Origin of the sequence: Streptomyces acidiscabies (genome assembly GCF_020010905.1) — a bacterium.
GTDB classification, from domain to species: domain Bacteria; phylum Actinomycetota; class Actinomycetes; order Streptomycetales; family Streptomycetaceae; genus Streptomyces; species Streptomyces acidiscabies.
Genome location: NZ_JAGJBY010000001.1, coordinates 396,974 through 409,717, shown reverse-complemented (window position 1 = coordinate 409,717; position 12,744 = coordinate 396,974). Strand labels below are relative to the sequence as shown.

Below are 12,744 nucleotides of genomic sequence, written 5' to 3'. Positions count from 1 at the left end.
GGGTAACGTGAGCGCCCCAGGGCGCTCGCCGGAGCTCATGTCACGCCTGTTCCGGCCGAATGGCGCCCACCCCGCGCACGGGTGTCCGGAAACAGGTAGGCCGCACTGGACCCCGGCAACCCCGGGAGCCGGACCGACGGAGGAGCTACACGTGACCGTGGAGAGCACTGCCCCGCGCACACCGCGACGCGGCGGCGGAGGCAAGGCCGCCTCGAAGAAGACCACCGCACCCGAACTCGTGCAGCTGCTGACCCCCGAGGGCAAGCGGGTCAAGAACGCCGAGTACGACAAGTACGTCGCCGACATCACCCCCGAACAACTCCGCGGCCTGTACCGCGACATGGTCCTCACCCGGCGGTTCGACGCCGAGGCGACCTCCCTCCAGCGCCAGGGCGAACTCGGCCTGTGGGCCTCGCTGCTCGGCCAGGAAGCCGCTCAGATCGGCTCCGGACGCGCCCTGCGCGACGACGACTACGTCTTCCCGACCTACCGCGAGCACGGCGTCGCCTGGTGCCGGGGCGTCCCGCCCGAGAACCTGCTCGGCATGTTCCGGGGCGTCAACAACGGCGGCTGGGACCCCAACAGCAACAACTTCCAGCTCTACACGATCGTCATCGGCTCCCAGACGCTGCACGCGACCGGGTACGCGATGGGGGTCGCCAAGGACGGCGCGGACAGCGCGGTCATCGCGTACTTCGGCGACGGCGCGTCCAGCCAGGGGGACGTCGCGGAATCGTTCACCTTCTCCGCCGTCTACAACGCGCCCGTCGTGTTCTTCTGCCAGAACAACCAGTGGGCGATCTCGGAGCCGACCGAGAAGCAGACGCGGGTTCCGCTGTACCAGCGGGCGCAGGGGTACGGGTTCCCCGGGGTCCGGGTCGACGGCAACGACGTGCTCGCGTGTCTCGCGGTGACCAAGTGGGCGCTGGAGCGGGCGCGCAGCGGGGAGGGGCCGACGCTGGTCGAGGCGTACACGTATCGGATGGGGGCGCATACGACGTCCGACGATCCGACGCGGTACCGGCTGGACGACGAGCGGGTGGCGTGGGAGGCGAAGGACCCGATTCTGCGGCTGCGGACGTATCTGGAGTCGTTCAAGGGTGTAAACCACCCTGAAGAGGGATTTTTCGAGGAACTCGAAGCCGAGTCCGAGGCGTTGGGCAAACGAGTGCGCGAAGCGGTCCGGGGGATGCCGGACCCCGACCGGTTCGCGATCTTCGAGAACGCCTACGCGGACGGGCACTCGCTCGTCGACGAGGAGCGGGCTCAGTTCGCCGCCTACCAGGCGTCGTTCACCGAGGCAGAGGGGGTCTGACACACATGGCAGTCGAGAAATTGGCAGTGGCCAAGGCGATCAACGAGTCGCTGCGCCGCGCGCTGGAAGAGGACCCCAAGGTCCTGGTCATGGGCGAGGACGTCGGCAAGCTCGGCGGCGTCTTCCGCGTCACCGACGGCCTCCAGAAGGACTTCGGCGAGAGCCGCGTCATCGACACACCACTCGCCGAGTCGGGCATCGTCGGTACGGCCATCGGGCTGGCCCTGCGCGGCTACCGCCCGGTCGTGGAGATCCAGTTCGACGGGTTCGTCTTCCCGGCGTACGACCAGATCGTCACCCAGCTCGCGAAGATGCACGCGCGCTCGCTGGGCAAGGTCAAGCTCCCCGTCGTCGTCCGGATCCCCTACGGCGGCGGTATCGGCGCGGTCGAGCACCACTCCGAGTCGCCCGAGGCGCTCTTCGCGCACGTCGCGGGGCTGAAGATCGTCTCGCCCTCCAACGCGGCGGACGCGTACTGGATGATGCAGCAGGCCATCCACAGCGACGATCCGGTGATCTTCTTCGAGCCGAAGCGGCGGTACTGGGACCGGTCCGAGGTGGACACGGAGGCGATTCCGGGGCCGCTGCACAAGGCGGTCCGGGTGCGCGAGGGGTCCGATCTCACGCTGGTCGCGTACGGGCCGATGGTGAAGGTCTGTCTGGAGGCCGCCGACGCCGCCGCCGAGGAGGGCAAGTCCCTGGAGGTCCTCGACCTGCGGTCGGTCTCGCCGCTCGACTTCGACGCGATCCAGACGTCCGTCGAGAAGACCCGGCGGCTCGTCGTCGTCCACGAGGCGCCCGTCTTCTTCGGCTCCGGCGCGGAGATCGCGGCGCGGATCACCGAGCGGTGCTTCTACCACTTGGAGGCGCCTGTGCTGCGGGTCGGTGGCTATCACACCCCCTATCCGCCGGCCCGCCTCGAAGAGGAGTACCTACCGGGGCTTGACCGGGTGCTCGACACCGTCGACCGTGCCCTGGCGTACTGAGGAGAGGGACGTGACGACGATGACCGAATCCGCGGTACGCGAATTCAAGATGCCGGACGTGGGCGAGGGGCTCACGGAGGCGGAGATCCTCAAGTGGTACGTCCAGCCGGGGGACGTGGTCTCCGACGGGCAGGTGGTGTGCGAGGTCGAGACGGCGAAGGCGGCTGTGGAGCTGCCGATTCCGTACGACGGGGTGGTGCGGGAGTTGCGGTTCGCCGAGGGGGCGACTGTGGATGTGGGGGTGGCGATCATCGCGGTGGAGGTGGGGGGTGCGGTGGGTGCTGGTGCGGCGGTTGATGTGCCGGCCCAGGCGTCTGTTGCTGAGGAGCCGAAGCCCGAGGGGCGTCAGCCTGTGCTCGTCGGGTACGGGGTGGCGGCGTCGTCGACCAAGCGGCGGCCTCGCAAGGGGGTCGCGGAGGTGCCTACCGCTGCCGCGCCCGCTGTGCAGGCGGAGTTGAACGGGCATGGGTACGTGGCAGCGGCGCCGGTTGTCGAGGAGCGTGCGGAGTCCGTTGGGCGTACGGAGCCTGCTGGGCGTACGGAGTCTGCTGAGCGGCCGTTGGCCAAGCCTCCGGTGCGGAAGCTCGCGAAGGATCTCGGCGTGGACTTGGCGACGGTGACGCCGACCGGCCCCGACGGGGTCGTCACGCGGGAGGATGTGCACAAGGCGGCGGTGCCTGTGGTGACTCCGGCGGTGGTGCCGGCCGTCGCCGTACCGGCGTACGACACCAGCCGTGAGACCCGCATCCCCGTCAAGGGCGTCCGCAAGGCGACGGCAACGGCGATGGTCGGCTCCGCCTTCACCGCGCCGCACGTCACGGAGTTCGTGACGGTCGACGTCACCCGGACCCTGAAGCTGGTCGGGGAGCTGAAGCGGGACAAGGACCTCGCGGGCCTGCGGGTCAACCCCCTGCTCCTGATCGCCAAGGCGCTCCTGGTCGCGATCAAGCGCAACCCGGAGATCAACGCGTCCTGGGACGAGGCGGCGCAGGAGATCGTCCTCAAGCACTACGTCAACCTCGGCATCGCCGCCGCGACGCCGCGCGGCCTGCTCGTCCCGAACATCAAGGACGCACAGGCCAAGACGCTGCCGGAACTGGCTGCGGAGCTCGGCGATTTGGTGACGACGGCCCGCGACGGCAAGACCTCCCCGGCGGCGATGCAGGGCGGCACGGTGACGATCACCAACGTCGGCGTCTTCGGCATCGACACGGGCACGCCGATCCTCAACCCCGGGGAGTCGGCGATCCTGGCGATCGGCGCGATCAAACTCCAGCCGTGGGTCCACAAGGGCAAGGTCAAGCCCCGGCAGGTGACGACTCTCGCGCTCTCCTTCGATCACCGGTTGGTGGACGGCGAGCTGGGCTCGAAGTTCCTGGCCGACATCGCGGCGATCCTGGAACAGCCGAAGAAGCTGATCACTTGGGCGTGAGGCGCTGCGCGGTTGGGATAAGTTGAACGCTGAAGGGACGGCCGCAAGTTCGGATTGCGGCCGTCCCTTCGTGTTGCGGTCAGTTGAGCACGTACACCGGTGCTCCCTCTTCCGTCGCGCCGCGCGAGCGGATGCAGGCGTGCGTCCGCAGGAGCCGCAGGCACTCGTTGACGCGGTGCACGGTCAATCCCGTGCGCGCCGCCAACGACTTCAGCGGCTGCCGCAGCTCACCTTCCTCCACGAGGACCGGCGCGATGACGACCGCCAGCGTCCAGACGTCCTCCGTCACGGAGAGTCGCCGACGCCAGTCCGCGAGGACGGATTCCGTGGTCGGGTGCGGGGAGTTGGGGGACGCGAGAGCCAGGGTGTCGAACCGGGTCGCGATGCGGTTCATGGCCTCCGCGATGCTCTGCTGGGCGGTGAGGTTCTCCCGCTGCATCGCGAGCATCTCCCTTTGCAGGGACAGGGATTCTTGCTGTGCGGTCGCAAGTTCCTCGTCGATGCGAAGGTTGTGTTCTTCGAGGCGGACGATGGCGTCGGCTACCTGGGCGGGCATGGCGTAGACGACGGGGGCGCCGGGGGCGGTGGGCTGTACCTCTGCCTTCTGGAGGGAGTACGAACCCTCCTGTTGGACTGTCGCGATGACTTCCGCCGCCCACTGTTTGAAGGGGGCGCAGGAGGGTTTGGTGCAGGCGTTCACGAGATGGAGGAGACCTTGGAGAGAGATGAGATTCAGGTCTCGGCGCCACTCTCTACCTGCGGGAACGCTGAGACCGTAACCTCCAGTTACGGTCTCGAGAATCTCTCGGTGGTCTTCGGGGACGTGGTCGGCGAGAGCCTTCCGAGAGTTTGTGTGCCCCAGTTCCGCGCACACATCCACCGCCGGAAACCAATGCGTCCCGTCCGGCATCGTGAGCCGTCGGACCCGGGCGCCCGTCGCCGCGTACACGAAGTCGCTGATGTCGATGGCGTCTTGTCGCCGCTTGCAGGGTTCATTCATGTGAACCACCTCCGCTACGGAACGTAAGGCGGAGGGATTCGCATATGCCATCGGAACTAATGATGTTCACTCTTTCGAGTGGTTTAGCTCTGAGTGGCTTGCGGTGCTGGGGAGTTCAGGGCAACGGCGCCGGTTGCGGGGCCAGGGGGAGAGGGCGGCCCCATACCCTGTGCGCCGCGTTCAACACCGCGTCCGTCAGGCGCGTGCTTGCGTGCCGGAGGCGTGGGCGGGGGTGTGCGGCGGCCTGGCCCTGGGTGCGGATTCGGGTGTCGTGGGGGATGTGGATCACCGCGGCGGCTCGGTCGGTTGCGGACGTGAGGGTTGCGCGGAGAGGGGCCGGGAGGCGGCCGTCCGTCGTGCCTACCAGCGCGATGATCGTCCGGGCCAGGGGGAGGGCCTCCGCGTCCAGGGTTTTTGTTGCCTGGATCAGGGAGTGGATGCCGTCCGCTGTTGCCGGGGCGCACAACACCGGGATCGCGTACGGGAGTTCGTACCAGTCGCGGGTCAGGGCTCGGGTTCCCGTGTGGCGGGCCGTGAGGAGGTCGTGGGACAGGGGGTGGGGCGTGTCCGCTACGACCGCCTGCCAGCCGCCGATCGCCGCCAACTGGTACCAGGCCGTGGGGAGTTGGGGGAGGTCGAGGAGGGGTGGGGCGTGCCAGGCGCGGGTGTCGGAGAGGATGTGCGGGCCGGTGTCCTCCACGGCGCACGCTTGGCGTACCGCCGTACGCGTCAGAGGTTGGTCCGGGGGCAACACCGCGAGCCCCGTTGCCCGTTGGGGCGCGAGGTGGGGTGGCCACGACGACGCCAGCCTCGGCGCGAGGTCCAGCAGCACCGTGTCCGCGACGCCGGCCAGCCTCTTCGCCAACAGGTGCGCCACCGTCGTACGGCCGCTGCCGCCCGTCGCGGCGAGGACCGGGACGAGCAGGCGGGAGCCGACAGGGAGGTGCGGTACCGCGACCGGTGCCGTGCCCATCGTCCCCCCTCGCCGAACGTTTCCGACGTGCGACTTTACGCCGACCCGCAGGCGGATCCGGCGGGGATCGTGTGAAAGTGCGAGCGGTACGGTTCGCGCAGCAGTACGAACCAGTGATGAACTCGCCGTACGAGGGAGCCATGTCCGAGCCGCAGTACCGCCCCTGGGGGACGGTGACCCCCGAGTTCTGGTCCGTGTCCACACCGCCGGGGCTCTCCGCCGAGACCCTCCGCGCGCGGCTGGTCAAAGTCGCCGAGGTCGCGCAGTCGGGGCAGCCCGCCGACGCGGCGGTCCTCGCGGAGAAGCTGGACCAGGACGTGACGCGCGAGTACGGGGGGTTCCACCTCTACACCGCTCAAGTCCGGGAAGTCCGCGGCTACTTGGCCACTCTCACCGGCGACCACTCCACCGGCCTGGCCTGGTACCTCCACGGCGCACAACTCCGCGCGACGATCCAGGGCGCGGACCATCCCGACGTAGCGGCGGCGTCCCGACGGGCGTTCAGCCTGTGGCGAGCAATCCCGTCCGACAACCTCGAACGCCCGCATCTGGGCGCGGAGTTGCTTCGCGTGACGACCGAGTTGCATGGGGAGGGGGCGGCGGTGGTGCGGCGTACTCGGGAGTGCTTGTACGACCTTGTGCTGCCGACGTCGTAGGGGGCGTTTTTCTCGTGGTGCGGCGCGGTGGACGGGGCGGCGCGGCGGTCAAATACTGTTCTGTATGCCCGAGTTGATGTCGGAAGACGCTGTTCGCGATGTTGCGAGGTCGATTGCTGAGGCGCGGTCGGCGGGACATGGGGAGGTTTCCGCCGTGCATGTCCTCCTCAGCATCGCGCGCCATCGGGGTACCGCGCGCAGCTTGTTGGACGCGGCCGGCGCGGATTATGAGACCGTCCGTGCGGCTCTGGTCGCTGGGGAGGGTGGTCGTCTGGGGCGTGAGCTTCCGTGGTCGCGCGAGATGGAGACGATCCTCCATCTGTCGCAGAGCCTCACCAGGAAGTACTTCAACTCCACCCACCTGCTCGGCCTGATCCTCGACCACGACGAGGGGTGTGTTGTCCTGCTGGAGGGGTGCGGGGTGCAAGTGGCTGCGCTGCGTGCGGCGGTGGCGGCGGAACTCGGCTGACCGCGTGGCGTTCTTGTGGTGCTCAGCGGCCCGGGAGGTCCAGCTCTGCCCACACCGTCTTGCCGACGGTGAGCCGCTCCACCGACCAGCGGTCCGCGAGGCGTTGGACGATCAGGAGGCCTCGGCCGGTGGTCGTGTCGGGGGCGGGGGTGCGGTGCTCGGGGAGGGTCTCGCCCTTGGGGTCGGTCACCGCGATGCGTAGGGACTTGGCGGTGAGGGACGTCTCTACGCGGTAGAGGCGGCCGGGGAGTCGGCCGTGGAGGATCGCGTTCGTGCACAACTCGCTGGTGATCAGGGCGGCGTTGAGGGTGAGGGCGGGGTGGCCCCAGGTGGTGAGGAGGGTGGTGATGTGGCGGCGGGCGAGGGGGACGGTGCGGGGGGTGGGGGTGTAGGTGACGGTGTCGAAGTGGATGAGGGCCGGGACGGGGCAGGAGTCGGTCATGGGGAGCTCCTCGTGCGGTGGGGTGTGGGCAGCGCGGTGCCATCCCCAACTCGTTTCGCCGTGTGGCGGGTTGTGCACTTAAGGTAGCGTCGAGTTCGCATGCGCAGCAATCGAACATGGCAGAAAAGTTGATGCCTCGATAGAGGGAGACGCAGGGTGGGGAACAATCCGGACCGCGGGCGCACCATCACCACCGTCCTGGGACGTCGGCTCGGCGGCGAACTGCTGAAGATGCGCGAGGCACGCGAACTGCGCCAGGCGCATGCCGCCGAGGCGCTCACGGCGTCGGTGGCCAAGGTCGCGAAGATCGAGCGGGGCCAAGTCCCCTTGCGGGACCCGGACGTTCGGGCGCTGTGCCATCTGTACGGCGAGAACGACGAGGCCATGATCGGGAGGTTGCTGGCGCTGGCGAAGGCGGACCGGGAGCGGCGTAAGGCCAAGGGGTGGTGGAATCAGTACCCCCAGCTGCCTGCCATGGTCGAGTACGTCGCGCTGGAGGACATCGCCACGACCATGCGTATCTGGGAACTGACGTTCATCCCGGGGCTGTTGCAGACGCCGGACTACGCACGCGCGGTGGCGGTCGGCGCGGGGTCGTGGAAGGACCCCAGCGACATCGAGCCCTTCGTCGAGGCGAGGCTGGCCCGGCAGGCACGGCTGCGGTCCGACCGGCCGCTGGAGGTGTGGGCGGTCGTGCACGAAGGAGTCCTGCGACAACTCGTTGGCGGAAGCGCCGTGATGCGGGCACAGTTGGAGCACCTGCGGGACATGGCGGGACGGCCGAACGTGAAGTTGCAGGTGCTGCCCTTCCACGTGGGTGCTCACGCCGGCATGACCGGCGCCTTCACCATCGTGTCGTTCGCTGAACCCGGTGCTCTGGACGTGGTGCATGTGGACACCAGTTCATCGTCGGTCTGGCTGGAGAGCGATACTGATGCCGACCAGCACAACGGGCTCTTCGACCGGATCGCACGGGTGAGCCTCGCGCAGCAGAACTCGGTCAAGCTGATCGAGGGGATCCTGAAGGAGATGTAGTCGAGGTGGCCGCGTTCGAGTTCGTCAAGTCCAGCTACAGCGGTGGCAGCGACGGTCAGCATTGCGTAGAGGTCGCCCGCAACATCCCCGGCACCATCGCCGTACGCGACTCGAAGAACCCCACCGGCCCCCTCCTCCACCTCACCCCCTCCACCTGGACCTCCCTCCTCAAGGCGCTCTGAGCCTTCGTAAGGAACAGCCATCCCCCTCGCTCAGTTCCCCGTGTTCAAGGGATGGCAGGACGTCGATCCGGCCCGTCACCCCTTCGACCCCGATACCGCGCTCCCCGGCGTCCGCGAGGTCGTCTCCTCCTCGGCCGGTTCGGAGTGTTCTGTCGCTCTCGGTCTCGGTGAGCGTTTCGGGAGGTGGGCCTATCGGGCGCTGGGCTCGGTCGACGAGCACAGACACTCCGGCGCCCTCATCAGGGAACTCCCCGCATATTCCGACGACCCCGAACAACTCGCGCGCAGATACACCAGCGTCCTGCTGCAATGGCGGACCTGGCTCGAAGACCTCGCAGCGGCCTTCGCCTCACTGGCCCCCGCACCGGACGCCGACGCGGACGAGATCCGGAAGGCCCGCGCACGAGCCGTCGCCCCCCTCGTGACGCTCGTCGTCGAGCGGACGGACGCGGGCGAGCTGTGGCTGCCGGCCTGCGAGGACGCGATCGCGTGGTACCTGGAGACGACCGGCATGCCGGCGATCGAGGCGGAAGAGCTGGCGGACGCCTTGGTGGACTCGGAGTTCAGGAGCTGGGTCTCCCCCGACGCCGAGGCCGTGGGCCGGGTCCGGTCGGCCATCGGGGCGCATGATGCGTGACGACCTCGCCGCCTGGCTGAGGGTGCGTTCGCAGATTGGCTGGGAGGAGACGGCCGCCCCGCTGACGGGACCGATCCGAGGGCGCCGGGACGGAATCGCGCACCTCACGGTCGTACATGAGGAACGCTTCCGGAACGCGTGGAGTTCCGTACGGAAGGACGCCGAGGCGGGACGGTCTCTCGACTTCCCGCGTCTCGTCGCCTGGCAGAGCCTGGTCCTCGGCCGGGAGCAGCTCGCGTTCCGCCGGTTTCCCGCGTTCGCGAAGGGCGGGGACGAGCGGTACGGGGTGGACGCCGGGACCCCGGCCCTGTTCGACGCGTGCCTGGCGGAGGCGACCGGCCCCGCCCCCGTCGCTGCCAGAGCCGCACGCCTCTACCTCGACATCTCCTTCTTCCACCCTTTCGAGGACGGCAACGGACGTTCGGCCCTCCTCGCACTCGGGTACGTGCTCGCCCGCGAGGACATCGTCCTGGACGAGGTGGCTCCCCTACGGATCCCCAGATACGCGGACGACGAGCCCGGAGCCCGCTCCCTGACCCACCTCGTCCAGACCTTGGCTCTCGCGGCGCGACGGAGAAAACCTTCCAGCCTCGATGCGCCCGCGCTGGCCGATTCCATGATGGTGAAGTGATCGTCTTCTCGGTAATGTTTGGGCATGCCCGGCATCCCGCCATTCGAGACTTCACGCGACCACGTAATCGGGGGAAAGGAGTCAGGGCTTTCTCCCTCTTACGGCGACGCAAGGGAGGACAAATGAATCGCAACGCTTCACGGACGGCGGACGTTTCCGTGGTCGCCGCCCTCCCCGCAGAACGGAGCACCGGATGACCGGCACCACCCCCGACACCGCTCGCGGCGCGGGGGAGAGCAGCTGGGTTCTTCCTCTGCTGGCCCTCGTCCCCGCTGCGGCTCTCGGATTCTTCACAGACCTTTCCGCCCCCTGGCTCGCGCTTTCCTGGATTTCCGTCGCATTGTCCGTGATATTGCTGGCGGCAGGTTGGGTGACAGTGTTCCGGAACGGGATGCGCGGCGCTTCCGCGTGGGGAATCTGCGTATTCGCACACGCCGTGATCCTCTTGCAGGTGATCGCCGTAGCCCGGAACTGATCCGGGCGAGGTGACCGGATTCGTCGGCGTCGACGGAGCCGGCAAGTCCACGACGATCCAGTGCGGCACCGTGCCGGAAGTGTTCGCCGAGATCGCCGGCCTCTTCCTGGACGTATGGAACAGGACGACGGAGGGCGTCGGTGGCGTGGCCGTCGCGGGAGGGGGGGCCGTGGGGAGGGGACCGGTCGAGGTGAGGGCGGCACGAGTGGTGCTCCGGCGGGAACAGGGAAGCCCGCACGGGTCCGTCGTACACGCCACCTTTCCTGTCTACCTGTAGTCCGAAAGCTGACCCCATGCCCCTGCCCCCCTCGAACATGACCGCCGCTACGGCGAACTCGACCAGGTGATGCGCGCGTTCACCGGGCAGCCGGCCGACGACACCTCGGAGAGTCCCCGCCAGGCCCTCACCGCCTACCTGCGCCACACCTGGCACACCCGCCCCTGGGCGCTCGCGCAGGCGGAACGGCAGTTGAGGGAGTACGCCGAGAACCCGCCGGGACGGCTGAGGCTGCGGCTGGGCGAGTGCTACGCGCTGCCGGACGTCGGCGTACCCGAGGACGGCATCCGGCAGTGGCTGTCCTGCCTGGCCGACCACATCGGACACGGCGTCGAGGAGGGCGAGGCCCCACCTCGTCGCCCGCCTCACCGGCGAGATCCACGAACTCCTCGCGCTCGGTCCGGAGGAGTCCGAGCACGCCCTAGCCCTGGCGGAACTCGGCATGGAGATCGACCCACCGGCCCCGTACGCACCGAGCGCCAGGCTGACTCTGCTCGTGTCCCCTCCACGAGATGCGTGAGCGCGTTCGCCCCCCCGTACCAGTGCACCCCCGGTGCTACGCTTCGCGCGCCGATCGTCAGGCGCGCGCCGACCGGGCGCGTACACGGGTGGACACGGCCGATTCCGGCCGGTGGGACGAAGGGGGAGTTCAGCCATGGCTGAACCCGATCTGGGTGCGGATTCCGACACCTTGAAGAAGGGTGCCAAGGACGTCGTGGAGGCGCTGCGGCCGACCGAGGGCTTCAGCCTCGAAGGCACGGCGGGCCGGAGCGGGGCGTTCGGGGAGTCGGCGGCGGCCGAGGCGTTCGCCGCGTTCTGCGGTACGTGGCAGGTGGGCGCGCAGATCCTCAGCGGCCGTACCGCGAAGATCGCGGCGGGTGTCACCTCGTCGTCGAGCACTTTCAAGAACACGGACGGAGACGTCCACAACACCGTGAACTCCGTCAAGACCGACTAGGGCGAACGGTGGCAGCCTCACTCGGATCGACAAAAGATCCGCAAGCACTCATTCCCGGTGATGTCCACGCGTTGACCGAACTCGCCGAGACCATGACGAAATGGTCGGGGAAATTCGACGACGTCGGGTCGAATCTGAAGGACGTGAAGGTCCCCGGCTGGAAAGGCGAGGCCAGCGACGCGTTCTGGAAGAGCCTCTCCGGGGAGAAGGGCAACTGGTACATCGCCTCCGACCACATGGCGGGAGCGGCGAAATCCATCAACGCGTACCTCGGCGTACTGCGCTGGGCCCAGGGCCAGGCCGCCGACGCGATCGAGAAGTGGGACGCCGGTGACCACGCGGCGGCGCAGCAGGTGCTCGGCACCGCGCGCACCCAGACGCAGGAGGCGGCCGGCACCCTGTCGACCGAACTCGGACAGCTGGCCGGCGGCGCTCCCGACAGCCCCAACTGGCTGCACCAGGCGGCGGACCTCGCCAAGGACCTCGGCATCGGCCAGAGCACCTCCGCGCCCGCCGAGGAGCTGTGGCAGTACGGCAACAACCCGGCCGACCAGCACAAGCGGAACTGGGGCCACCAGAACCCGAACGCCCCCGCCGAGGACCCCACCGGCAAGGTCAGCTGGTCGGTGCGGATCGCCGAGGTCACCGGCGGTGCCGAGGTCTGGTCCAAGGACGCCAAGGGCGAGGTCACCGTGGGCGGCGTCAAGCTGTCCGGGGAGGCCGGCGTCAAGCTGCTGGGCCTGGACGGTTCCGCCGTGGCCGGGATCACGGACGGCAACCTGGAGCTGAAGGCGACCGGCAGCGCGTACCTCGCCAAGGCCGAGGCCAAGGGCGGTGTCGAGTACGGCATCCTCGGCGCCCAGGCGTCGGGCAGCGCGTTCGTCGGCGCGAACGCCGAGACCAGGCTCAGGGCCGGCAAGGACGGACTGCACGGCGGTGCGGAGGCGTTCGCTGGTGCCAAGGCAGAGGGGTCGGTGTCCGCGTCCGTGGCCGGTGTCGGCGCGGGTGTGACCGGCGAAGCCTGGGCGGGGGCGGGCGCCGCGGCCGGTATCGACGTCGGCAAGGGGGAGGACGGCAAGTACCACATCGGCGGTGAGCTGGGCGTCGGTCTGGGCGTCGGCGCCAAGGTGGGGTACCAGATCACCGTGGACCCGGCCGAGGTCCTCGACACGGTCGGCGACGCTGCGGACGCGGTCGGCGATGCGGCGGACTACGCCTGGGACCACACGCTTGGCGGCTGGCTCTAGGCCCCGGGCTCAGCCACCCGTCGTCCGCT

General features: G+C 68.9%; 16 protein-coding genes and 1 pseudogene. 14 read left to right on the top strand and 3 right to left on the bottom strand.

Annotated elements, in window-relative coordinates; genetic code table 11:
• The first annotated feature begins 151 nt into the window (after window positions 1–151).
• The 3 genes from pdhA to J8M50_RS01860 are packed head-to-tail and all read left to right on the top strand — an operon-like array spanning window position 152 to window position 3,733.
• Window positions 152–1,315 carry a pyruvate dehydrogenase (acetyl-transferring) E1 component subunit alpha gene (gene pdhA, locus J8M50_RS01870; protein ID WP_010350647.1) on the top strand — a complete coding sequence of 388 codons (1,164 nt, stop codon included), beginning with the start codon at window positions 152–154 and terminating at the stop codon, window positions 1,313–1,315.
• 5 nt (window positions 1,316–1,320) lie between these two features.
• Window positions 1,321–2,301: an alpha-ketoacid dehydrogenase subunit beta gene (locus J8M50_RS01865; RefSeq protein WP_010350646.1), complete on the top strand. Its 981-nt coding sequence runs from the start codon at window positions 1,321–1,323 to the stop codon at window positions 2,299–2,301.
• A 10-nt stretch (window positions 2,302–2,311) separates the two neighbouring features.
• Window positions 2,312–3,733 (top strand): dihydrolipoamide acetyltransferase family protein, encoded by a 1,422-nt coding sequence (locus tag J8M50_RS01860; protein ID WP_010350645.1) that lies wholly within the window; start codon window positions 2,312–2,314, stop codon window positions 3,731–3,733.
• A gap of 79 nt (window positions 3,734–3,812) precedes the next feature.
• Here the strand turns inward: J8M50_RS01860 and J8M50_RS01855 are convergent, their stop codons facing one another.
• Together J8M50_RS01855 and J8M50_RS01850 are read right to left on the bottom strand one after the other, a co-directional pair.
• A complete protein-coding gene (locus tag J8M50_RS01855) occupies window positions 3,813–4,733 on the bottom strand; it encodes a BRO-N domain-containing protein (RefSeq protein WP_029183403.1) in 921 nt (306 codons plus the stop codon).
• Between the two features lie 115 nt (window positions 4,734–4,848).
• Window positions 4,849–5,706 carry a hypothetical protein gene (locus J8M50_RS01850; protein ID WP_010350643.1) on the bottom strand — a complete coding sequence of 286 codons (858 nt, stop codon included), beginning with the start codon at window positions 5,704–5,706 and terminating at the stop codon, window positions 4,849–4,851.
• 140 nt (window positions 5,707–5,846) lie between these two features.
• Here J8M50_RS01850 and J8M50_RS01845 point away from each other — a divergent pair, with 140 nt between their 5' ends.
• Both J8M50_RS01845 and J8M50_RS01840 read left to right on the top strand, forming a co-directional pair.
• Window positions 5,847–6,362 (top strand): hypothetical protein, encoded by a 516-nt coding sequence (locus tag J8M50_RS01845; protein WP_050987123.1) that lies wholly within the window; start codon window positions 5,847–5,849, stop codon window positions 6,360–6,362.
• Window positions 6,292–6,831 (top strand): Clp protease N-terminal domain-containing protein, encoded by a 540-nt coding sequence (locus J8M50_RS01840; RefSeq protein WP_078480414.1) that lies wholly within the window; start codon window positions 6,292–6,294, stop codon window positions 6,829–6,831. The genes J8M50_RS01845 and J8M50_RS01840 overlap by 71 nt, the downstream gene beginning before the upstream one ends.
• A gap of 22 nt (window positions 6,832–6,853) precedes the next feature.
• Here the strand turns inward: J8M50_RS01840 and J8M50_RS01835 are convergent, their stop codons facing one another.
• Window positions 6,854–7,273: an ATP-binding protein gene (locus J8M50_RS01835; RefSeq protein ID WP_010350639.1), complete on the bottom strand. Its 420-nt coding sequence runs from the start codon at window positions 7,271–7,273 to the stop codon at window positions 6,854–6,856.
• 156 nt (window positions 7,274–7,429) lie between these two features.
• On the opposite strand from J8M50_RS01835, the gene J8M50_RS01830 reads away from it, so the two are divergent.
• From J8M50_RS01830 to J8M50_RS01790, 9 genes and pseudogenes are all read left to right on the top strand, one after another.
• A complete protein-coding gene (locus J8M50_RS01830; RefSeq protein ID WP_010350638.1) occupies window positions 7,430–8,308 on the top strand; it encodes a helix-turn-helix domain-containing protein in 879 nt (292 codons plus the stop codon).
• Between the two features lie 5 nt (window positions 8,309–8,313).
• A complete protein-coding gene (locus tag J8M50_RS01825; protein WP_010350637.1) occupies window positions 8,314–8,490 on the top strand; it encodes a DUF397 domain-containing protein in 177 nt (58 codons plus the stop codon).
• Between the two features lie 40 nt (window positions 8,491–8,530).
• A complete protein-coding gene (locus J8M50_RS01820; protein WP_029183402.1) occupies window positions 8,531–9,127 on the top strand; it encodes a hypothetical protein in 597 nt (198 codons plus the stop codon).
• Window positions 9,117–9,758: a Fic family protein gene (locus J8M50_RS01815; protein WP_050987117.1), complete on the top strand. Its 642-nt coding sequence runs from the start codon at window positions 9,117–9,119 to the stop codon at window positions 9,756–9,758. The genes J8M50_RS01820 and J8M50_RS01815 overlap by 11 nt, the downstream gene beginning before the upstream one ends.
• Before the next feature lie 193 nt (window positions 9,759–9,951).
• The gene (locus J8M50_RS01810) at window positions 9,952–10,233 is read left to right on the top strand and encodes a hypothetical protein (protein ID WP_010350636.1); all 282 of its coding nucleotides are present in this window, start codon (window positions 9,952–9,954) and stop codon (window positions 10,231–10,233) included.
• A 10-nt stretch (window positions 10,234–10,243) separates the two neighbouring features.
• Complete coding sequence (locus J8M50_RS01805; protein WP_010350635.1) at window positions 10,244–10,510, top strand: hypothetical protein; 267 nt, start codon at window positions 10,244–10,246, stop codon at window positions 10,508–10,510.
• 69 nt (window positions 10,511–10,579) lie between these two features.
• Window positions 10,580–11,030 (top strand): annotated as a pseudogene (locus J8M50_RS01800) (hypothetical protein).
• Window positions 11,031–11,165: 135 nt separating this feature from the next.
• On the top strand, window positions 11,166–11,468 hold the full coding sequence (locus tag J8M50_RS01795; RefSeq protein WP_010350634.1) for a hypothetical protein: 303 nt from the start codon (window positions 11,166–11,168) through the stop codon (window positions 11,466–11,468).
• An 8-nt stretch (window positions 11,469–11,476) separates the two neighbouring features.
• Window positions 11,477–12,715 carry a putative T7SS-secreted protein gene (locus tag J8M50_RS01790; protein ID WP_330986371.1) on the top strand — a complete coding sequence of 413 codons (1,239 nt, stop codon included), beginning with the start codon at window positions 11,477–11,479 and terminating at the stop codon, window positions 12,713–12,715.
• Window positions 12,716–12,744: the final 29 nt, after the last annotated feature.

What these genes read in the sequence shown, in the direction of transcription:
- J8M50_RS01795 (WP_010350634.1), top strand. Translation starts at nt 11,166, where the DNA reads ATGGCTGAACCCGATCTGGGTGCGGATTCCGACACCTTGAAGAAGGGT.
- J8M50_RS01840 (WP_078480414.1), top strand. Translation starts at nt 6,292, where the DNA reads ATGGGGAGGGGGCGGCGGTGGTGCGGCGTACTCGGGAGTGCTTGTACG.
- J8M50_RS01865 (WP_010350646.1), top strand. Translation starts at nt 1,321, where the DNA reads ATGGCAGTCGAGAAATTGGCAGTGGCCAAGGCGATCAACGAGTCGCTG.
- J8M50_RS01855 (WP_029183403.1), bottom strand. Translation starts at nt 4,733, where the DNA reads ATGAATGAACCCTGCAAGCGGCGACAAGACGCCATCGACATCAGCGAC.
- J8M50_RS01845 (WP_050987123.1), top strand. Translation starts at nt 5,847, where the DNA reads ATGTCCGAGCCGCAGTACCGCCCCTGGGGGACGGTGACCCCCGAGTTC.
- J8M50_RS01815 (WP_050987117.1), top strand. Translation starts at nt 9,117, where the DNA reads ATGATGCGTGACGACCTCGCCGCCTGGCTGAGGGTGCGTTCGCAGATT.
- J8M50_RS01810 (WP_010350636.1), top strand. Translation starts at nt 9,952, where the DNA reads ATGACCGGCACCACCCCCGACACCGCTCGCGGCGCGGGGGAGAGCAGC.
- J8M50_RS01835 (WP_010350639.1), bottom strand. Translation starts at nt 7,273, where the DNA reads ATGACCGACTCCTGCCCCGTCCCGGCCCTCATCCACTTCGACACCGTC.
- J8M50_RS01850 (WP_010350643.1), bottom strand. Translation starts at nt 5,706, where the DNA reads ATGGGCACGGCACCGGTCGCGGTACCGCACCTCCCTGTCGGCTCCCGC.